Origin of the sequence: Paraburkholderia sacchari, assembly GCF_000785435.2 — a bacterium.
Taxonomy (GTDB): domain Bacteria; phylum Pseudomonadota; class Gammaproteobacteria; order Burkholderiales; family Burkholderiaceae; genus Paraburkholderia; species Paraburkholderia sacchari.
Genome location: NZ_JTDB02000002.1, coordinates 950299 through 971355, shown reverse-complemented (window position 1 = coordinate 971355; position 21057 = coordinate 950299). Strand labels below are relative to the sequence as shown.

Below are 21057 nucleotides of genomic sequence, written 5' to 3'. Positions count from 1 at the left end.
CTGGCATCTGCTGACCGGTCGCAGCCAAAGCGTCAGCTGCGCCCATGGGCGAATCGATGCCGCCTTGCCGGAATGACAGACCTGTGCCATCTGCGAGGACGTCCGGCGCGTTCCCTGCAGTAGATGGACTAGCCACCCCCGTCCCCGCTTGCAGACTAACCGCCAGCATCGCCAGAACTTTCAGTGGCACCCATTCCTTCCCCCCCCGGGTCTTCGTTTTCATTTTGGATTCCAAATTAATCATTCCTCGACGCCGACCGTGGACCGTGGACGTCATCTCAAGCAGCGCCGCTGATTGCTCAGCGCGGCCGCCTCCCTTTTACGTGTCGTTAAGGTATCCGCGACACAGAGAGCAAACCGTTCGCTACCTCACTGAGCGATTGAAAGCGGGAGGAAATCCGAAATAAAGAATCCGACAGACGAGCGCTGGACCACGCGTTCTCAGGAAGCCCGCCGTTTCGACAGTTGACACGTTGCGCAGCCAACCATCGCTTTGGCAGAAACGTCGCGATTGGGCGTTCGGCGGGTTAAGGAGTGATCAGCCGTACGAATGACGGCATGGTGGTATGTGCGGCCGACAACATTTGGCCGAGGCCAATTGCGTGTAAACGCGAGGCAATCGGCCGATCGGCAGACTTCGGTGTTTTTAGGCCCGTTGATCGACGGCAAGAGACGTGACGAGACGCATCAACCCGCGTCAACAGCGTACCGCGCCACGCGTTTCATCATCGAATCGCAGCCGTGAAGTTGTTCGACCGTCAGATATTCGTCGGGTTTGTGCCCTTGGTCCATGCTGCCCGGGCCGCACACGACAGCAGGAATGCCTGCGAAGTTGAATAGCCCGCCCTCGGATCCGTACGCGACCGTACCAAACTCCTGGGAGCCGCTGAGCATCGCCAGAATACGCGCGGCTTCGCTGTCTGGCGGCGTCGCGAGTCCGGGATAGGCGGACAGCAACTCAAAGCGGATTTCCGTATCGGGCTTCACTGCGCGCATCTTCGGCAGCAGTTCCGTTTGCGCATACGTCTGCAAATCGTCGGCAACCTGGTTCGCGTCGAAACCCGGCAGCGCGCGCACTTCGAAATCGAATTCGCATTCCGCTGGCACGATATTGAGTGCGCGGCCACCTTTGATGACACCTGTCTGCACGGTCGAATACGGCGGATCGAAGCGATCGTCATGATGCCCAGGCCGCGCCAGCCGCTCGCCTATTTCTTCCAGACGATTGATCAGACGCGCCGCATGCTGAATGGCGTTGACGCCATACGGCGCATAAGCGGAATGGCAAGCCGCGCCCTTCACCTGGCAGCGCATTGCGAGTTTGCCTTTGTGGCCAAGCACGGGCTTAAGTTCGGTGGGCTCGCCGATCAGACACAACAGTGGCTTGTGCGGCCGCTTTTCCAGCTCGGCAAGCATCGGCCTCACGCCGAGGCATCCGACTTCTTCATCGTATGAGAACGCGAGATGCACCGGAATCTTTAATTCGCTCTCGAGGAACAACGGCACCGCCGCTAAAGCCGAAGCCAGATAGCCCTTCATATCGGCCGTACCACGTCCGTAGAGCCTCCCGTCCTGCTCGCTGAGCCTGAACGGATCGACACTCCACGCTTGTCCGTCGACCGGCACGACGTCTGTATGCCCCGACAGCACGATGCCGCCACGATCGCGCGGCCCGATGGTCGCGAACAGGTTCGCCTTCGTACGCTCCGCGTTGTAGAACAGCTCGCACTCGATGTGCAGTTGCGCGAGGTAGTCGCGAATAAACTCGATCAGCTTCAGATTCGAATCGCGACTGACCGTCGCGAAGCCGATCAGCCTTTCGAGCAGATCGCGGCTCGTCAATTCACTCATCGCCAGGCACTCCATAGCTTGGCGCGGCGGTCGGGTTCAATGCGCGAGTGACGTAGTCCTGCATCTGCGGCTGATACGCCTGCCAGAGACCATCGAGCTTGACGATGGGATCGTCATCGGCCCAATCGACGCGCAAATCGACAAGCGGCCAACTCTGCTCCCCGGCGATTTTCAGCGCGGCCGAATGCACGGGCCCTGCTTCGCCGCCCGCCGCGAGCGCCGCATGCATCGCCGCAAGCAATCGATCGGCAAGATGACCCGACGCACTCTCGAATGCGGGAATCATCGCCTCGATCACGTGAACGCCCGAGAGCATATTGCCCGCCGCGACGCACTGCTTGCCCGCGACCGCGTGATACGTGCCGAGCGCTTGCTTGCCGCTGAAAAACGCGGTGCGCCCTTGTGCATCAACCACCGTCACCTGCCGGTACTCGCTCCATTCGCTCTCGCCCAACGCGCGATCCAGCGCTGCGGCCGGATCGAGCTTCGCACTCTCCATATGATCGAGGACCCGCGGACCGAGCGCGGGCAGCGTGACGTTCTGCGTCGCGACCACGCCAACGCCCGCGCGTACCCACGGACAGCGCGCGCCCACCGCGATGCTCGATGAACTGATCGCGATGCCAAGCTGGCCGGTCCGCTCGCAACGCCCGACGATAGAAAAAGTCATGTCCTCTCCTTTAACACTCCTTTAACACTCCTTTAACACTCCTTTAACGTCTCTTTAACGCCTTTCAGGCCTGCGGCGGCACCCATCCATCGGGAATCACGGCGATCACGTCGATTTCCATCAGCCATTCCGGCTGCCCCAGCGCCACGACAGTGAGACCGGTGGAAATGGGAAACACGCCCTTGAGCCATTTGCCGACTTCGCGATACACGGGCTCGCGAAAGCGCACGTCGGTGAGATAGGTCGTCGTCTTGACGATATGCGAGAGATCGCTGCCCGCCTCTTCGAGCAACTGCTTCACGTTCTTCATCGCTTGCTCGGCCTGCGCGCGCGGATCGCCGAGACCGACGAGATTGCCATCGAAGTCCGTGCCAATCTGGCCGCGCACATAAACGGTATTGCCGGCACGCACGGCCTGGCAAAGATCATTGTCGAGCGATTGATTGGGGTACGTATCCTTGGTGTTGAACATGCGGATACGGGTATGCGTAGGTTGACTCATCGATGTACCTTACTGGATAGTTTTGAAATCAATTCACGCCCATCTCGCTGACCTTGCGCACGCACGACTCGTCAGGTGCGCTTCCGGCGCTTCCCGCGCGCTTGTCTTCCACATGCTGTTGCGGCGTATCGTAATAGGTCAGGTATTTGCGCTGCGTGACGATGTGATCGGCAATATGTTTCGCGTCATGCCATACACCCCAGATGAACGCGGAGCCACGGCGCGAAAGCCACGGCAGGCCGAGGAAATAGATGCCCGGCTCCTTCGCGACGCCGCGCTGATGTTTGGGCTTGCCCTTCTCGTCGAACGTATCGACTTTGAGCCAATTGAAATCGACGGCATAACCGGTGGCCCAGATAATCGACGTTACACCTGCCTTCGCCAGATCGAGTTCGGCAAGCGGATGCGTCATGCATTCAGGATCGGGGCCAATGATGCGCGCTTCGGGTTCCTCAGGAAGATCGAGGCCGTTGCGTCGAGCATAGGCATCGGCTGCATCGAGCAGCGACAGATAGTTCTCGTCGCCGCGGCGGATGTTATCGGCGAGATCGGCTTCGAACGCGACGGTCGTATCGTTGAACGATTTCGTCAGGCCGACTAGCGTGATGCCCTGCTGCGCGAGACGCCTGAAGTCGACCGTATGACCGCCGCGCGCGCCGCTCACCGCGATGGTCACGTGTTCGCGGCCGGGCTTCATGACTTCCGCGTCCCATTCGCCGAGCACGCCGAGCCACCAGCAGAAGTCGCGTCCGCGATACCCGCGCGGCGGACGATCGTGCGCGCCCACCGACAAATAAACGCGCCGGCCCGAGCGCTGTAATTCATCGGCGATCTGCACGCCCGACGACCCCGCGCCGACCACCAGCACGCCGCCTTCGGGCAATTGCTGCGGATTGCGATAGTCGGCGGAGTGGATCTGCGTGAGTCGATCCGAGGTCGGTGCGATCGGCGGAATCACGGGCCGCTGAAACGGCCCGGTCGCGACAACAACGCGCTGCGCTTCGATCGTTCCGGCCGATGTATCGACGGTAAAGCCGGGCCGCCCGACATTGCGCACGACCTTCTTTACTTCGACGCCGGTGCGAATCGGCGCGTCGAACTTCTTCGCATAGGCAACAAAATAGTCTGCGATCTGCTCCTTGCCCGGGAAGCCGTCGGGATCGAAATCGGCGAATTCGAGGTTAGGAAAGCGATCGTGCCAGGCAGGTCCATTGGCGACGAGCGAGTCCCATCGCCCGGTGCGCCAGCGTTCGGCGATGCGATCGCGCTCGAGCACGATATGCGGGACGCCGAGCTTGCCCAGGTGTTCGCTCATGGCGATGCCAGCTTGCCCTGCGCCCACAACGAGCGTGTCCGTTGCCTTTATTTCGACTGTCATGGCTGAGTCCTTCGAAGGAGCAAAATTCGGTGTGCTTGAATCGACCTCGCGCGGCCTCCAGACACCCTGCGTGATCTTTCGGATAGGAATCTACGCCGGCTTGCAGAATCCGAAAAATATATTAAAAAAATGCAGAGCATTGGATTCGGCTATGCAGTGATTTTTGATCACTTCACAATGCGATCCATCTGAGGACGTCAACCGGGAGCGAAGCTTATGGAAAGTCAGCCGCTGCGTTACTCGCTGCGCCAGTTGCGGTACTTTGTAGTGACTGCCGAAGTCCTGTCTTTCACGGCCGCTGCAAAGCGGCTGCATATTTCGCAGCCGTCCATCTCGACCGCTCTGGCCGATCTCGAGATCTCGTTCGGCGTGCAGCTGTTCATCCGGCATCACGCGAGCGGCCTGTCGCTCACTCAGGCGGGGCGCGATCTTCTCGGCCAGGCACGCAATCTGCTGAAGATTGCGGAAGAACTGCAGATGACCGCCACCGAAATGGACGGCGGGATGACGGGATCGATTGCGCTCGGCTGCCTCGTTTCTCTGGCGCCGCCGCTCATGCCGGGGCTGATCAGCCGTTTTACGAGCGAGCACAGTGGCATCAGTTTTCGCACCATCGAGGCGCATCAGGACGAGCTATTAAAGGGCCTGCACGACGGTTCGCTCGACATCGTGCTCACCTATAGCCTCGATCTGACCGAAGACATCGCGTTTACTCCGTTGCTCCCCTTGCCGCCTTACGCGATCCTGCCAGCCACGCACCGGCTCGCACGCGCGCGCAAGGTATCGCTGCAGGACCTGATCGACGAACCCTACGTGATGCTGGACCTGCCGCACAGCCGGGACTATTTCGCCGCGCTCTTCGATGCCGTAGGCAGCCGGCCCGTGCCGGCCTTTCGTTCATCCCAGCCCGAAGTGGTGCGGGGGATGGTTGCCAACGGCCTTGGCTACAGCATCCTGAACTTCCCGCTGAGTTCGACGCGAACCGTCGACGGCAGCGAGTTCGTGATCAAGCGATTCAGGGACAACGTCAACGCGACGACGCTCGGAATCGCCCAATCGAAAACGATGAAGGCGCGCCAGGTGGTGTCCCGATTCTCATCGTTTAGCGAAAGCTATATACGCCGCCTGAAGCTCGACATATAACCGTCCCTCACAACGGAGCGGACATGCTTCGCAGGCTGCATAGCCAAATCCTGTCTTTAGTATCCGAAAACAATATTTTGACTGGTAATTTGGCTTGGTAGATTACCTCTCAGACGACGCGATTAAAGCGCAGACCTTCCCGTCGCGCGAACGCACTCGACATCAGGAGCGCCTCATGGAAAACCCCACCGTGCACACCGTGCAAATGGCCGCCCATGCTTTGATCGACGCGCTTGTGGCCGGCTGCGAGCGACCATTCAGCGATGCGCGCTCGATGCCGCCTGGCGTGTACACATCGGCCGAATTCCTCTCGCTCGAAGAGCGCGCGATCTTTGCGAAGGAATGGCAATGCGTAGGGCGTGCGAGCGCGCTGAAAGCGCCCGGCGACTATCTGACCGCGAATATCGCGTCGCAACCGGTCGTCGTGGTGCGCGACGAAAAGATGGGGCTGCGCGCAATGTCGAATGTGTGCCTGCATCGCATGTCCGTTTTGCTTGAAGGCCGAGGGAACATACGACGAATCATTTGCCCGTATCACGCGTGGAACTACGGACTCGACGGCGCACTGAAGGGCGCGCCGCTGATGGACCAGCAAGCGGGCTTCTGCAAGGAAAGCTACCAGCTGCCGGCAATCCGCTGCGAGGAATGGCAAGGCTGGATCTACGTGACACTCGATCAAGATGCACAGCCGGTTCATCAGCAGCTCGCGCAACTGGGCGAGTTGATTGGCGCATACGGCATGACGGACTATGTCGAGACCTTTTATGAAGAGCACGTCTGGGATACCAACTGGAAAATCCTCGCCGAAAACTTCATGGAAAGCTATCACCTGCCGATGCTGCATCGCGCAACGGTCGGGCCGCACTCCAGACTCGAAGAGATGGAATGCCCGCCGGGTTATCCCGCGTTCAACTATCACTGGATCACGAAGGAAGCGTCGCTTCCTATCGGGAATGCCCATCCGGACAATAACCGCCTGACCGGGCACTGGCGCAAGACCACCGCGTTGCTCGCGGTCTATCCGACGCATCTCATCACCCTGACGCCGGGTTACTTCTGGTATCTGGTGTTGCAGCCGCAAGGCGTCGGCCGCGTGCATATCCGCTTTGGCGGCGGGCTTGCGCCCGAATTCATCGCCGACGCCGAAGCCAACGCGCACATGGCGACGCTCAAGACACTGCTCGACGAGGTGAATGCGGAAGACAAGCGCGGCGTGGAAGCCGTGTTTCGCGGTGTGCATGCGCCGCTTGCCAAGCCCGGCCACCTGAGCCACCTCGAACGTCCGAACTTTGACTTCGCCCGTTATCTCGCGTCGAAGCTCACTGCGCGTTAATCGAAGCACCCTCGACAGGACGCTATCACGATGTCTAACCCATCCTTCATTTCGTTCTCACGTGTGAGCAAGTCGTACGACGGCGCGAATTACGTCGTCGACGATTTGAACCTTGATGTGCGAAAGGGCGAGTTTCTGTCGCTGCTTGGTCCGTCGGGGTCGGGCAAAACGACCACACTCATGATGCTTGCTGGCTTCGAGTCGCCCACGCAAGGCGAAATACGCCTCGACGGAAAGCGTCTCGACGACAAGCCACCGCATCAGCGTGACATCGGCATGGTCTTTCAAAACTATGCGCTCTTTCCGCATCTCACGATTGCGGAGAACGTCGCATTTCCCCTGTCTGTGCGACGTGTGAGCCGCGCGGACCAGAAAGTGCGCGTGAAGCGAGCGCTGGAGATGATCGAGCTGCCGCATCTGGCAAACCGGCGTCCAGCGCAACTCTCGGGCGGACAGCAGCAGCGCGTGGCACTGGCGCGCGCACTCGTCTTCGAACCCAGCGTCGTTCTCATGGACGAGCCGCTCGGCGCGCTCGACAAGCGGCTGCGCGAAACCATGCAGTACGAAATCATGCGATTGCACCGCGAGCTGTCGCTCACGATCGTCTACGTGACTCACGATCAGGCGGAAGCCTTGACCATGTCGGATCGGGTCGCGGTGTTTTCCGATGGACGCATCCAGCAGGCCGCGTCGCCCACCGAGCTCTACGAAAACGCGCGCAACGCCTTCGTCGCGAACTTCGTGGGCGAGAACAACGGCCTGCGTGGGCGCGTCGTGACGGTGAAGGACAACTGGGCGACCCTGGTGCTCTCCGATGGCAGCATCATTCGCGGCCGCTGCGAACAAGACCTGACCGAAGGCAACGAGGCGATGCTCGCCTTGCGGCCCGAGCGCGCGCATATTCACGGCGCCGATGACATGCAGGCCGACACACAAAGCAATGTCGTGCGCGCCAGGGTGCAGGAACTCGTGTATTGCGGCGATCACCACCGGGTGCATTTGACGCTCGGCTCGCGCGACGCGCTCGTTGTGAAGGTCCCCAACACGCAACGCCACAGCTTGCCTGCAGCCGGCGACACCATCGAGGTGGCCTGGCGCCACGACGACTGCAAGATTCTCGCTGCGAGCGTGCCTCGCAGCGCCCCCGCAGTGCCTCCCCCAGCATCGCCCTCACCTTCCATCATTTCGACCGCACCCGCAGGAGCCAACTGATATGCGCACTCACATCAAAGCACAATGCGCTGCACTCGCTGTAGTCGCCTTCGCTTGCGTTTCGGCGCAAGCCGCGCAGACGCTCAATGTCGTCACCTTCGGCGGCGCCTATGAGGCGGCGGCGAAAAAGGCGTATTTCGATCCATTCACGCAATCGACCGGTGTTAATTTTTCGCTGGAATCGTACGATGGCGGCCTCGCGAAGCTTGCGGCAATGGAGCAGGCAAAAAACACGACATGGGATCTCATCGATCTCGAAAGCAATGACGCGATCACGGCCTGCGACGAAGGGCTTCTCAAGAAGTTCGACAAGAAGAGTCTTGGCAAAACAAGCGACTTCATTGCCGGATCCATCAGCGACTGCGCCGTGGCAAGCATGGTGTGGTCCACGGTCTATGCCTACGATGCGAGCAAGCTCAAGACAGCGCCACAGACCATCAGCGACTTCTTCGACCTGAAGAAATTCCCCGGCAAGCGGGGCCTGCGCAAATCGCCGAAGGGTTCAATGGAATGGGCGCTCATTGCCGATGGCGTGGATCCGAAAGACGTCTACAAGGTCCTCGGAACGCCTGCGGGCGTTGATCGGGCATTCAAGAAACTCGACACGATCAAGAAGAACATCGTGTGGTGGGAGTCCGGTGCGCAGGCGCCTCAACTGCTCGCCGATGGCGCCGTCGTGATGACGCAGGCGTACAACGGCCGAATCGACGACGCCGCGAAGAAGGACCAGAAGCCCTTCAAGATCGTCTGGGATGCGCAAGTCTACGACTATGAATGGTGGGGCATCCCGGCGGGCGCCAAGCATGCCGACGAGGCTGCGAAGTTCATCGCTTTCGCATCGCAGCCAAAAGCCTATGCCGATCTTTCGAAGTACATCGCCTATGCGCCGCCGCGCAAGGATGCGATTGCGCTCGTCGACAAACAACGGCTCGCCGATCTGCCGACCGCGCCCGATAACTTCAAGCGCGCCATCCAGATCAATTCGACCTTCTGGGCCGATAACGCCGACGAGATCAACAAGCGCTTCCAGGTCTGGCTGACGCAGTAATACCCCGCAGTAAAACTCCCATCGAAAGAGAGCCCGCTGTGACCGCGACTACCCATAAGCCCATGACGGCCAGTTCTCCGGCCACGGGCTCTCCGACGAGAGCCGCCGGCCGCGCGTCTTATCAAAAGGCGCAACGCCGTGCTTCGATTCGAGCGCTGATGCTGGCGCTTCCGCTAATCGTCTTCCTGCTGTCGACCTTCATTGCACCGATCGCGCTTTTGCTCGCTCGCAGCGTGCAGAACAGTGAAGTGCCCGACAGCATGCCAGCGCTATCCCGCGCGCTCAACGCTTGGGACGGCCATGGCGTGCCCGACGAACACACGTTCGCCCTGCTCGCATCCGGAATCAAGGACGCGCAGCAAAGTGGAGAACTCGGCACCGTCGCGAGACGCATGAACTTCGCGCAACCGGAATTCCGCAGCCTGCTGTTGAAAACCGCGCGCGGCGTTCGCCACGATGCGCCTGCCGCGTGGAAGCCGGCGCTGATCGAAATCGATGAACGCTGGAACTCGCCCGAGACATGGCGTCTGCTCAAGCGCGCCGCCACTTCGCCGACGCCCGACTATCTGTTGAACGCCGTAGACGCGAAGGTGACGCCTCAAGGCTCGATCGTCTCGCTGCCGGCGAACGCCACGGTCTATCGCGAAGCGTTCCTGCGCACGATCTCGATCAGCTTCACCGTCACCTTGCTTTGCTTGCTGCTCGGTTATCCCGTCGCATGGCTACTCGCGAATCTGCCCGAGAAAAGCAGCAGCCGGCTCATGCTGTTCGTCATCGTGCCGTTCTGGACCTCGCTGCTGGTGCGCACGACGGCGTGGTACGTGCTCCTGCAACCGGGCGGCGTCGTCAACAGCCTGCTGATGAGCCTCGGCATCGTAACGCATCCCATGCCGCTCGTTTTCAATCGCACAGGCGTATTGATCGGCATGACTCACGTGCTGCTGCCGTACATGATTCTCGCGATTTTTTCGGTGATGAAAGGCGTGTCGCCCGTGTATCTACGCGCAGCCAAGTCGCTGGGCGCGCACCCCTTCACGGCTTTCGTGCGCGTCTATATTCCCCAGACTTTGCCAGGCGTGGGAGCTGGCTGCTTCCTGGTGTTCGTGCTGGCGCTCGGCTACTACATCACGCCGGCCCTGCTCGGCGGCGCGGGCGACGAGATGATCAGCCAGCTCATCGCGAACCAGACGAACACGCAACTCAACTGGGGACTCGCGGGCGCGCTATCGGCCTATCTCGTGATCTTTACCGCGATTTTCTATTTCATCTTCAACCGCATCGTCGGAATCGACCGTTTGCGGTTCGGTTGAGAAACGGGGCATAGACACAGGAACGATCATGCAAGACAAACGCAATACGGTACTAACGGAGCGTGTCGCCTTCCGCTGGGCACGCGTGCATTGCGCGCTCGTTCTGTTCTTTCTGGTCGCGCCGATCCTCGCGATCATTCCGCTTTCGTTCAACTCCGGCTCGTACTTTTCGTATCCGCTGCAGGGATTCTCGCTGCGCTGGTATGAGCAGGCACTCACGAGCCCGGACTGGCAACTTGCGCTTCTGAACAGTGTCGGGATAGGCGCTGCGTCCACGCTGATTGCGACCTGTCTAGGGACGCTGGCGGCGCTCGGCCTGTCGCGAACGCAGTTTCCGCTACGTTCGATCGTCATGCCGATCATCATCTCCCCGATGATCGTGCCGATTGTCGTCGTCGCGGCGGGCTTCTATCTTGTGTTCGCTCCGCTCGGGCTCGTGAATTCGTACCCCGGCGTTATTCTTGCGCATGCCGCGCTCGGCACGCCGTTTGTCGTCATCACGGTGACGGCGTCGCTGCTGTCTTTCGACCAGAGCCTGCTGCGCGCAGCGTCCGGGCTAGGTGCGCCGCCTTGGGTCGCGTTCAGGCGCGTGACGCTTCCGATGATTACACCTGCGGTCGCGACGGGAAGCGTATTCGCATTTGCAACTTCGTTCGACGAAGTGATCGTCATTCTGTTCATCGGCGGCCCCAATCAAAAGACCGTTCCGCGACAGATGTGGAGCGGCATCCGGGACTCCATCGATCCGTCGATTCTGGCCGTGGCGACCATGCTGATTGTGTTCGCCGTGGTGCTGTTCATGAGCATCAACTGGTTGCGTAGTCGCGCGGCAGCCGCGAATCAAGCGCTGATCTGAATTGGCCAGAGACGGGCGAACAGGCTCAGGAACTGGACATCGAGCGGAATCGAGCAGCGGTGTACTCCAGGAACAATCGAGCAGGCACGGTCAGTTGATTGCGTTTCAGCCACGCAGCCACGAGGCCCGAACAGGCGACTGACTCCGCGATCTCGACCGCAACGACTTCGTGCCCGTCATAGGTGGTCGGTGAATGCGGCCGCGTGACCAAAAGGGAATATCCGAATCCTTGGCCCACCATGCCGCGAACCAGTTCCAGCGAGGGTGAACTGAACCCTACTTTCGGGCTCAGTCCGTAAGGTTCAAACAGACCGACAAAATAGTCTCTGCTCGGCGCGACATCGAGCAGAATCAGCGGCTCGTCGCACAGGTCGAAGAGACTGACCTTGTCGGCCCCCGCAAGCCGATGCATCGCCGGCAACAGGACATAGGGAGGTTGCCCCGCCGTCAGCGGATGAGTGGAGAGTGTCTCGTCGAGCCCCAGTTCGTACACCACCACAAGATCGAATCGACCTTTCTCCAGCCCTTGCAAAAGCTCGTCTTGATCTCCATCCCGCACCTTGATTTCAATGCCGGGATAAAGCGTATTGAAGCCGCGAATCAAACTCGGCAGATACAGCGGCGCGAATGTCTCGAAACACCCGATGTCCACTCGGCCAGATGAAACGTCTCCATCGGCAAGCGCGTTTTGCTCGAACTCGTGCACTGACTGGAGCAGCGCCTTTGCACGCTCATAGAACCTGGCGCCGGCTGGGGTCAGTGAAATACCCTGCGCGTGATGCCGGATGATGAGCTGCGTGCCGAACCCTTCTTCGAGACTCTTGATGGCAACCGATATCGCCGGCTGCGCGATGAAGAGTTTTCGCGAAGCCTCCGCAACGCTCCCGTGGTCCACCGTGGCAACGAAGTATTTCAGCTGGCGCAACGTGAATGGAGGCGACATTCGGGCTCGCTGGGTATGGGCTCAAACCATCAATGATAACGGTGGCTGAGCTATCCCGGTTAGCCAACGCATTCGCGCGCTTCCTGAGGCAGTCCTGCATAGCGAAAAGCTGGGGAGCACATTGAAAAACAATGGTTTCCTCGTTGTTTTAACCCGTTTACTTTATGAGCATCGGCGCTCGGCCGGGTCAGGAGGTTAAATCGCGATGAATGCACCTGTAGTTGCACCTACCGATATCCTTGCGCCATGCGACCGGGCTCTGCTGGACAGGCTGTCGACATTGTCGCGCTCCCCCGATCGCGCGACTCACGGCATGCCAGGGGCGTTCTACACCTCTGCTCACTTCGCTGAACTCGAACGACAACGTGTCTTTCGACGCACCTGGGTCTGTGTCGGCCACGTCGGCGAAATCCCTGATGCAGGCGACTACTACACGACTGAAATAGTCGGAGAACCGCTTTTGGTTCAGCGCGACGCGCAGGGTGAAATTCATGTGCTCGCGAATGTGTGCCGGCATCGCGGCAATCTGGTTGCGCTCGGTCGTGGCAATGCCCGGGTTCACGCATGCGCATATCACGCGTGGAGCTATGAACTCAACGGCAAGCTCAAACGCGCTCCGCTGATGCAAGATTCCAGGGAACTCGATGGCGCCCGATGCGCGCTGCCAAAAATCCATTCGACGATCTGGCAGAACTTCATCTTCGTGAACCTCGATGGCAACGCGCCGCCGCTAGGCGATGCGCTCCGCCCTCTCGAGGCTCATATCCGCAACTATCACAACGAGGATCGCGAGCTTTATCACTTCCAGGAAGAGGCCTGGAACACCAACTGGAAGTGTCTGGCTGAGAACTTCATGGAGGGCTATCACCTGAACGCCACCCATCCGCGAACCTTGAGGCCGGTGACGCCAGCCGAGCTTTGCGAATACGTGCCCGGAAACGGCCACTTCTCGGCCTATCGCGCGCACTACACACTCGACTCGCCTCAGCGCGCGCCATTTCACGAAAGCCTCACGCAGATCGAACGGCGATCCAGTTTTCTCTTCAGCGTTTTTCCCAACCTCGTCGTCACCTACATGCCTCATCAGACGATCTATCTTTGTCTGCGGCCAGCAACAACCGACCAGGTCGTGCTGAGGTGGGGAATCGCCGGACACGAGTGCAACCCGGGTAAGGACAGCATCGAACGATACGTTGCGTTCGCCAACGCGTTCAATGCCGAAGACCGTGCAAAGCTGGAAACGTTGCAAAAAGGGCTGAGTTCGACGTTTTATTCGCCCGGGCCGCTCTCCGCCGAGAATTTGGAAGGCACGCTACGCGACTTTTATAGCTTCATAGCGCACCGGATCTGTGACTGATTCCGAATATACCTTCCGCCGCTTGCGCGCGAAGCGCAATCAGACGACGAACGGAAACTCCTCTTCCGGCAGCGGATCGCCCGGCGTCAATCGATCGGCCAGATGGCGGTACGGCGGCGAAGTTTCGCCGCCTCGGTCGACATACACGGCATTGTCGCCAAGCCAGCGAAACGACACCACGCGTCGGGATATGGACCCCGAACGATTTCCCGGCGCACCGTGCACCGTGAGATAGTTAAAAGCCACTGCATCGCCGGGCTTCAGATCCCAGCCAAGAATTTCGTAGTCGCTACGATGAGCGTCGATGTCCGGCATTTCTTCGAGTCCGTCAGTGTTGCGGTCATACGCGACACCGGTGAACTTCCTCGGCCGAAAGAGCTTTCCCCAACGATGCGAGCCGGCGACGAATTCGAGCGTGGTTTCGCGCGGCACCGGATCGAGCGGCACCCACATGCTCACCGACTGCTCGGCGCTCACGCAATAGTAGGGTTCGTCGTGATGCCAGGGCGTGATCTTGTCGGCGCCCGCCTCCTTGACGAGAACGTGCTCGTGAAAGATTCGCGCACGCTTCGATGCCATCAGTTCTCTTGCGATGCGTCCCGCCGGGCTTTTCTCGACGAACCGGCGAAAGGGCTCGATACGCTGCCAGTTACAATAGTCTCCGAAGAACCGTCCTGACGACGTGCCCTTGCTGTAGTCGCGAAAATCGGGCCCGGGGTGCTTTTCGTTGAAGTCCACGCCATCGCGTAAAACGTCCACCCAATCAGTGAACACGCCCCGCAAAACGGTCACTCCATCGCGTGCAAATGCTTCTCGCTCGGCGCTCAACATGCTCCTCTCCTTTCAGTTCGGTGGTGTTGAGCGAGAATGACATGACAGATTGCTTCGCGAAATTAACAAAATCCTATAACTGATTCAGCAAAGTCTTATGCAGGTGCTGCGCACGTTATTGCCGATCCGGCGGCCCCAAGACTTGACCAGAAATTCGCGAACTTGCGCGTTTATGAGGCGCACGTGAAGATGCAGGGCTCGGCAATCACGCCGGCTTCGGGTCACCATAATTTGCTGCCAGAGCGACAGCAAGTTCCGGCAGATGGTCGTCGGCCTTCGCACGACCCGGATGAGGCGACATCACATCCGCACCCAAACGCTCGTGGACTGCCCGATCGATCTGCTCCAGCAGATCCGCGATCAGCGTCTGCCGCCTGCGAAATTCAGCACGCCGCTTTGACGGAACCTCGTTGATATCGCGGTGATATGGACGAAGCGGCAGCACGAATCGCCCATCGACTTCCACCCCACCTAGTTCACTCCAGAAGCCGTCATAGTCCGCGCTGAACTGAATGTCCGTTGCGGCCGAAACGTGGGTCTTCTTCGTCACGCCGGTGAGCACGTCTACCTTTGCCAGCCTGCAAAATTCGCCAATGGCTTCCATCACGGCAGCCTTCGGCCGCAAGCCATGGCATGCGCGCGTAGCCTCGCGCACCCGCTCCCGGTCTGTGCCGGCCGGCCCTTGCAGACCTCCGATCAGCACACCTCGTTTCCCGGATTCGGCATGTCTTTCGAAGCTGATTGTCGCCCACGCAAGATCGACGCGCTCCGATACGTCGCGCCAGGCAACCGTCAGCAGTCCTTCTCGCCAGCAGCGCACCGGCTCGCTCACAACGAGCGCGTACGTGCCATTCGATGCCAACGTCACGTGTTCCGAATTCAGGTAGAGCCTGCGCGCAAGACCTTCGCCAAACAGCTCCCGAACGACGCGAAAATGACCGCATAGCAGTTCGGCGCGCTCGTATGCCGGCATGTCGGCCTGAGCAAAGCAATGAAAGGGACGTTCGAGAAAGCGACGGTTGCGGACAGCCATCTCCGCAAGCAGAGGGGTCGTAGTCAGTGCCTTCAACCAGATGCGAGCGGCAAACGGATTAAGCGATGCGTACATCAGTACGCGGGCCCGCCGGAAGAGGTCATGGGGCGTTCGCCCAGGAATAGACTTCGAAAGCAGTTGGTAAGTTTCAAAAATCGACATCGTAAGCCACGATCTGTTCTCCATCCCCACACCTCAAAGCAATGCACTCCTTATCAATTACACAGGAAGTGTTGCTGATATTCGACAATCTCCTTTCAGATTGACGTCATGTTTCTGTCATTCTGAAAGGTAAAGCGAACGTTCGTCCGGCGATACGTCGGATTCGCATTATTACACGAGATTTCCCAATGTAATCAAATATTACGGGGGTGCGGCCCCCCTCTGACTCACAGCCTGATGTCACTGGCGATACCGACCGCCGAGACAATTGCGGTAAGCGAACCCGCCACGAGGCCGCCAAGAAGCGGCAGCGCGCTACGCTTGAGCTTGGCCCACTGCCGGTACAGCGGCAGCGCAAGCGCCACCGTTGCGGGCCCGAGCAGGAAGCGGACAAACTGCGCGCCTTCGAAATAGGTGCGATACGGCGTATCGGTGATCTTCAGCGCAACGACGACGATCGCCACCGCGATCAGCACCGGGTTGGCGAGCGGGTTGTGTTTTGCGCGAGCGTAGATGTTTAGCGCGATCAGATACGCGACGAGCGTGACCGTGAGACCGAGCAGCGGCGAGGCCGCGAGGTAAACCCAGATGGCGTCGATCTTCGCGAACGGCAGGTGCGAATTCATCACGCGCCCTCCCCGGTGTTTTCGCGGCCGCGCTGACGCCGCAGCAACGCACGCGTGACGAGCGCAGTGACGGCGATGCCAAGCGTCGTGCTCACGGCGAGGCTCGCGATCACGGCAAGCGCCTCACCGCGCACGGCCTGAGCGGAAACCATGATGCCCACGCCCGCGGGAATGAAGAGCAGCGAAAGATGGCGCAGCAGCTCGAGCGCGGTGGGCTCGATCGCCTCGGCCGCATTGGGCCGGAACATTGCGAATGCGAATAGCAACAACATGCCGATCACGGGACCGGGAACGGGCAGCGAGAAAACGTAGGAAACGCTCTCGCCAAGACACTGGAAGATCAGGAGGGCGGCCAGGAACGGAGCATGGCTGGGATTTGGCAAAATTGCGCGCGGCGGCGGTCCGCGCGGCCGGCAGTGTAGCCGAGGAGAGGCGAACGCGCAGCGTGGCGGGCACCTACGGTATTTACCGGGTGCCCGTTTGAGCGCTCCGGCGAGACGCATCCACGCTCGGCTAAAATGTGGCCCCGGCGGCGCAGCCCGCAAGACCCGTGCCCCCGCCTCCTCCACACATCGACGCTCACCAGCGAACAGGCCTTCGTGAATTCCCCCGCTGCTCCATCCGCGCTTGCCCGGCGTGAAGCCCCGCCCCAACGGCTCCCGTTGCACATCGCCCTCGTCTGCAACACCGCGTGGGCGATCTATACCTACCGCCAAGGCTTCCTGCGCGCGCTCAACGCAGCCGGCGCGCAAGTCACGATCATCGCGCCGCGCGACCGCACGTTCGAGCCGCTTGAGCAGATGGGCTGCAACTGCGTCGATCTGCCTGTCGCTTCGAAGGGCACGAATCCGCTCGACGACCTGCGCACGTTGCTCGCCCTCTTCAAGCACTATCGCGCGCTCAACCCCGACGTCGTGTTCCATTACACGATCAAGCCGAATATCTACGGCTCGGTTGCGGCGTGGCTCGCGCGCGTGCCATCGGTGGCGGTCACGACGGGACTCGGTTACGTGTTCATCCAGAAGAGCCGCGCGGCGCAGGTCGCCAAGCGCCTTTACCGCTTCGCATTCCGGTTCCCGCGTGAAGTCTGGTTCCTGAATCGCGATGACGAAGCCGCCTTCCAGCAAGAGAACCTGCTCGTGCATCCCGAACGCGCGCGCCTGCTGCACGGCGAAGGCGTCGATCTGGACGAGTACGCGTTCACCCCGCTGCCCGAGCGCGAAGCGTTTGCGTTCGTGCTGATCGGCCGGCTGCTCTGGGACAAAGGGGTGGGCGAATATGTCGAAGCCGCGCGCCAGTTGCGCGCGCGTTATCCGCATGCGCGGTTTCGCGTGCTGGGTCCAGTAGGCGTCGACAACCCGAGCGCCATTACGCGCGAAGAAGTGGCTGCATGGGAGCGCGAAGGCGTAATCGAGTACCTGGGCGAGACCGCCGATGTGCGCCCTTATATCGCCGATGCGGACTGCGTTGTCCTGCCGTCGTACCGCGAGGGCGTGCCGCGCACGCTCATGGAAGCGAGCGCGATGGGCCGCCCGATCGTGGCGACCGACGTGCCTGGCTGCCGCGAAGTGGTGACGGATGGCGAAAACGGCCTGCTCTGCGCGGCACGCGACGCGGCATCGCTAGCGGGCGCGCTTTCTCGCATGATCGATATGGCCCCATCTGCGCGCACAGCCATGGCCGAGCGAGGCCGAAAAAAAATTGCGAAAGAATTCGACGAACGGGTTGTGGTACAACGCTACCGGGAACTGATCCGGGAATTGACCGGATTGACGTTTTGAACGAATTCAGAAAACCCGGGAAAGCAACATGGCAGCGACGAACACCAAAGGCACGATCCTCGTCACAGGCGGCGCGGGCTACATTGGCTCGCACACCTGCGTCGAGCTCCTCAACGACGGCTATGACGTAGTCGCAGTCGACAATCTCGTGAACAGCCGCCAGGAATCGCTGGTGCGCGTCACGCAGATCACCGGCAAGCCGGTCGCCTTCTACGAAGCGGACGTGCGCGACGCGCAAGCCCTCACGCGCATTTTCGAAGCGCACAAGATCACAGGCGTGATTCACTTCGCGGCGCTCAAGGCCGTGGGTGAATCGGTCGCTAAACCCATCGAGTACTACCGCAACAATGTCGACGGCCTGCTCGTCGTGCTCGACGTGATGCGCCAGCACGACGTCAAGCAGTTCGTGTTCAGCTCGTCCGCAACCGTGTACGGCGTGCCCGAGCGCTCGCCTATCGACGAGACCTTCCCGCTCTCGGCCACGAACCCGTATGGTCAATCGAAGCTGATCGCCGAGCAGATTCTGCGCGACGTTGTGATTTCGGACCCTACGTGGCGCATCGCGGTGCTGCGCTATTTCAACCCGGTGGGCGCGCATGAGAGCGGCTTGATCGGCGAGGATCCGGCCGGCATTCCGAATAACCTCATGCCTTATGTCGCGCAGGTGGCGGTGGGCAAGCTCGAAAAGCTCCGTGTGTTCGGCGGCGATTATCCGACTCCGGATGGGACCGGAGTGCGTGATTACATTCACGTAGTCGACCTGGCGCAGGGGCACCTCAAGGCGCTCGATGCGCTTGCTGCACGCGGCGAAGGTTTTGTCGTGAATCTGGGGACCGGGCAGGGTTATAGCGTGCTCGAGGTTGTGAAGGCGTTCGAGAAGGCGTCAGGCCGGCCTGTTCCCTATGAGATCGTCGCGCGCCGGCCGGGCGATATCTCCGAGTGCTATGCGAATCCCGCGACGGCGGAAAAGCTGATCGGTTGGAAGGCGCAGTTCGGGATCGAGCGCATGTGCGTCGATCACTGGCGCTGGCAGGAGGGGAATCCGCGGGGGTTTGAGTAAAAAGGGGCGGCCACAAGGGCCGCCCCAACAAGCGAAGACCAAATCGTCTTCGCCCTTATGTCATTCGAACTCAGCCGGTCGCTCGCGCCGCCGAACTACTCACACTTAGTAACTTCGGCACGCTCGACGGCTGATACTCAGGCACCCAGCGACGCAAATCCCGCCTGACTTCATCGTCAGTGGGCACGCGATGCTGCATCAACCAAGGCAGCAGTTCGTCGAGTAGATTCTCCGGCACCTCGCGTGCGCGAGCGATGCGCAGCTTGGGATGGGGCGTGCGCGTAGTCGTTTCATCGTCGGCGAGCAATTCCTCGTAGAGCTTCTCTCCCGGGCGCAGGCCCGTGAAAGCGATACGGATATGCTCCTCGGTAAAGCCATACAAACGAATCAGGTCGCGCGCGAGATCCACGATCTTTACCGGCTTGCCCATATCGAGAATAAAGATCTCGCCGCCGTGCCCCATGCTGGACGCCTGCAGCACGAGCTGCGAAGCCTCGGGAATCGTCATGAAAAAGCGCGTGATTTCCGGATGCGTAACCGTCACCGGGCCACCCTTCGCGATCTGCTGCTGGAACTTCGGAATCACGCTGCCCGCACTGCCCAGCACGTTACCGAAGCGAACGGTCTCGAACTGGGTACGCTCGCTCGTCTGCTGCATGGCCTGACAGGCCATCTCGGCCAGGCGCTTGCTCGCGCCCATCACGTTCGTCGGGTTGACGGCCTTGTCGGTCGAAATGAGCACGAAATGGCGGACCTGGTGCCTGATCGCCGCACGTGCCACGCGGTACGTGCCCAGCACATTGTTGCGAATCGCCTGCCATGCATTGAGCTCTTCCATCAACGGAACGTGCTTGTATGCCGCTGCGTGGAACACGATGTAAGGCGTGTAGCGCGCCATTACCTGGTCTAGCAGCAGCGAGTCCTTCGCATCTCCGATGATGGGTACCACGGAAAGCTCCGGGAAGCGATCGCGAATTTCCTCCGTGAGCCGGTACATTGCGTATTCGGATAGATCGAGCGCAACGAGTTGCGCGGGCGCGAAACGCAGAATCTGGCGACAGAGTTCCGAGCCGATCGAGCCACCCGCCCCCGTCACCATGACTACGCGTCCGCTCAACAGGGCTTCGACGTGAGGCGTATCGATATTGACCGCATCGCGACCAAGCAGGTCTTCGAGATCGATGTTACGGACCTGCGAAAGAAAGCCCTGACCAGGAGTGAGTTCGGTCAAAGCCGGCAACATCAGCGCGTTCACACCCGCGCGCAGGCACTGGGAAGCGACATGACGCTGCACCTCGGCGGAAGCGGAAGGAATAGCGATGATGGCAAACTCGCAACGCAGCGCTCCGGCCCAATGCTCGATGTCACTAATGGGACCCAGCACCTTATAACCGTAAATCTCGCGCCCCTTCTTAGCGGGATCGTCGTCGAGCAGACCCACGAGGCGCCACTCTGCCGAACGAGACAACTCGCGCGCGAGACTCGCGCCGGCCCCGCCCGCACCCACAACAATCACAGGCTTGCCCTGCGCAACAAGGCCGCCGTACAAATAAAATTCCTTGGTCGCGCGATAGAGCGCGCGCGCGCCGCCCATGGCGAAAAACAACAGCAACGGAGAGACGATCAGCACCGAACGCGGAATGATCGGCGACGGCTGTAGCATGACCGACGCCACCATCACAATGAACGCGGCCGAGACGATCGCCTTCGAAATACGCATCAGATCGGGCAGGCTCGCGAATACCCACATGCCACGATACAACCCGAAAATACGGAACATGACAGCGTAGACCGGCAACACCCAAACCAGGTTGTCGACGGCACCGTGCCAGAACTCAGTTGGAACGGAAGCGTTGAAGCGTAGAAGATAGGCCGTCAGCCATGCAGCGGCCACCGCGCCGATATCGAAGATAAAGGCGCTGAAGGAGAGCCAAGAGGCTTTATTGCGAAGCATCAGCGTT

General features: G+C 60.4%; 18 protein-coding genes and 1 pseudogene. 9 read left to right on the top strand and 10 right to left on the bottom strand.

Annotated features, from left to right (window positions below):
- Positions 1–687: 687 nt before the first annotated feature.
- From argE to NH14_RS11020, 4 genes are all read right to left on the bottom strand, one after another.
- The gene (argE, locus tag NH14_RS11035) at positions 688–1851 is read right to left on the bottom strand and encodes an acetylornithine deacetylase (protein ID WP_035526971.1); all 1164 of its coding nucleotides are present in this window, start codon (positions 1849–1851) and stop codon (positions 688–690) included.
- Positions 1844–2521 carry a DUF1028 domain-containing protein gene (locus NH14_RS11030; RefSeq protein ID WP_035526456.1) on the bottom strand — a complete coding sequence of 226 codons (678 nt, stop codon included), beginning with the start codon at positions 2519–2521 and terminating at the stop codon, positions 1844–1846. Before NH14_RS11030 ends, argE begins: the two co-directional genes overlap by 8 nt.
- A gap of 64 nt (positions 2522–2585) precedes the next feature.
- Positions 2586–3023, bottom strand: a complete 438-nt coding sequence (locus NH14_RS11025) for a RidA family protein (protein ID WP_035526458.1) — start codon at positions 3021–3023, stop codon at positions 2586–2588.
- A gap of 28 nt (positions 3024–3051) precedes the next feature.
- On the bottom strand, positions 3052–4401 hold the full coding sequence (locus tag NH14_RS11020; protein ID WP_035526460.1) for a flavin-containing monooxygenase: 1350 nt from the start codon (positions 4399–4401) through the stop codon (positions 3052–3054).
- Positions 4402–4617: 216 nt separating this feature from the next.
- Here NH14_RS11020 and NH14_RS11015 point away from each other — a divergent pair, with 216 nt between their 5' ends.
- From NH14_RS11015 to NH14_RS10990, 6 genes are all read left to right on the top strand, one after another.
- Positions 4618–5544, top strand: coding sequence for a LysR family transcriptional regulator (locus tag NH14_RS11015; RefSeq protein ID WP_035526463.1), 927 nt, complete (start codon positions 4618–4620; stop codon positions 5542–5544).
- 175 nt (positions 5545–5719) lie between these two features.
- On the top strand, positions 5720–6877 hold the full coding sequence (locus NH14_RS11010) for an SRPBCC family protein (RefSeq protein WP_035526465.1): 1158 nt from the start codon (positions 5720–5722) through the stop codon (positions 6875–6877).
- 30 nt (positions 6878–6907) lie between these two features.
- Positions 6908–8089, top strand: coding sequence for an ABC transporter ATP-binding protein (locus NH14_RS11005; RefSeq protein WP_035526467.1), 1182 nt, complete (start codon positions 6908–6910; stop codon positions 8087–8089).
- Between the two features lies 1 nt (position 8090).
- Positions 8091–9137 (top strand): polyamine ABC transporter substrate-binding protein, encoded by a 1047-nt coding sequence (locus NH14_RS11000; protein ID WP_035526470.1) that lies wholly within the window; start codon positions 8091–8093, stop codon positions 9135–9137.
- 62 nt (positions 9138–9199) lie between these two features.
- Positions 9200–10447: an ABC transporter permease gene (locus NH14_RS10995; RefSeq protein ID WP_035526473.1), complete on the top strand. Its 1248-nt coding sequence runs from the start codon at positions 9200–9202 to the stop codon at positions 10445–10447.
- A gap of 28 nt (positions 10448–10475) precedes the next feature.
- A complete protein-coding gene (locus tag NH14_RS10990) occupies positions 10476–11303 on the top strand; it encodes an ABC transporter permease (protein ID WP_035526476.1) in 828 nt (275 codons plus the stop codon).
- Between the two features lie 25 nt (positions 11304–11328).
- Here NH14_RS10990 and NH14_RS10985 read toward each other — a convergent pair whose 3' ends face one another.
- The gene (locus NH14_RS10985) at positions 11329–12246 is read right to left on the bottom strand and encodes a LysR family transcriptional regulator (RefSeq protein WP_035526479.1); all 918 of its coding nucleotides are present in this window, start codon (positions 12244–12246) and stop codon (positions 11329–11331) included.
- Between the two features lie 205 nt (positions 12247–12451).
- Between NH14_RS10985 and NH14_RS10980 the strand changes: the two genes are divergently transcribed.
- Complete coding sequence (locus NH14_RS10980; RefSeq protein WP_035526482.1) at positions 12452–13603, top strand: aromatic ring-hydroxylating oxygenase subunit alpha; 1152 nt, start codon at positions 12452–12454, stop codon at positions 13601–13603.
- Between the two features lie 39 nt (positions 13604–13642).
- On the opposite strand, the gene NH14_RS10975 is transcribed toward NH14_RS10980, so the two are convergent.
- From NH14_RS10975 to NH14_RS10960, 4 genes and pseudogenes are all read right to left on the bottom strand, one after another.
- The gene (locus NH14_RS10975; protein ID WP_035526485.1) at positions 13643–14434 is read right to left on the bottom strand and encodes a phytanoyl-CoA dioxygenase family protein; all 792 of its coding nucleotides are present in this window, start codon (positions 14432–14434) and stop codon (positions 13643–13645) included.
- 205 nt (positions 14435–14639) lie between these two features.
- On the bottom strand, positions 14640–15629 hold the full coding sequence (locus NH14_RS10970) for a VirK/YbjX family protein (RefSeq protein ID WP_161790842.1): 990 nt from the start codon (positions 15627–15629) through the stop codon (positions 14640–14642).
- A gap of 242 nt (positions 15630–15871) precedes the next feature.
- A pseudogene (locus NH14_RS10965) lies at positions 15872–16255 on the bottom strand (LrgB family protein); the annotation flags it as partial.
- The gene (locus NH14_RS10960; RefSeq protein WP_237179579.1) at positions 16255–16638 is read right to left on the bottom strand and encodes a CidA/LrgA family protein; all 384 of its coding nucleotides are present in this window, start codon (positions 16636–16638) and stop codon (positions 16255–16257) included. The gene NH14_RS10960 and the pseudogene NH14_RS10965, both read right to left, overlap by 1 nt.
- Before the next feature lie 279 nt (positions 16639–16917).
- On the opposite strand from NH14_RS10960, the gene NH14_RS10955 reads away from it, so the two are divergent.
- Both NH14_RS10955 and galE read left to right on the top strand, forming a co-directional pair.
- On the top strand, positions 16918–18036 hold the full coding sequence (locus NH14_RS10955) for a glycosyltransferase family 4 protein (RefSeq protein ID WP_035526491.1): 1119 nt from the start codon (positions 16918–16920) through the stop codon (positions 18034–18036).
- Between the two features lie 28 nt (positions 18037–18064).
- Positions 18065–19096 carry a UDP-glucose 4-epimerase GalE gene (gene galE / locus NH14_RS10950; RefSeq protein ID WP_035526494.1) on the top strand — a complete coding sequence of 344 codons (1032 nt, stop codon included), beginning with the start codon at positions 18065–18067 and terminating at the stop codon, positions 19094–19096.
- A 70-nt stretch (positions 19097–19166) separates the two neighbouring features.
- Here galE and NH14_RS10945 read toward each other — a convergent pair whose 3' ends face one another.
- Positions 19167–21050, bottom strand: a complete 1884-nt coding sequence (locus tag NH14_RS10945; protein ID WP_035526497.1) for a polysaccharide biosynthesis protein — start codon at positions 21048–21050, stop codon at positions 19167–19169.
- Positions 21051–21057 lie beyond the last annotated feature (7 nt).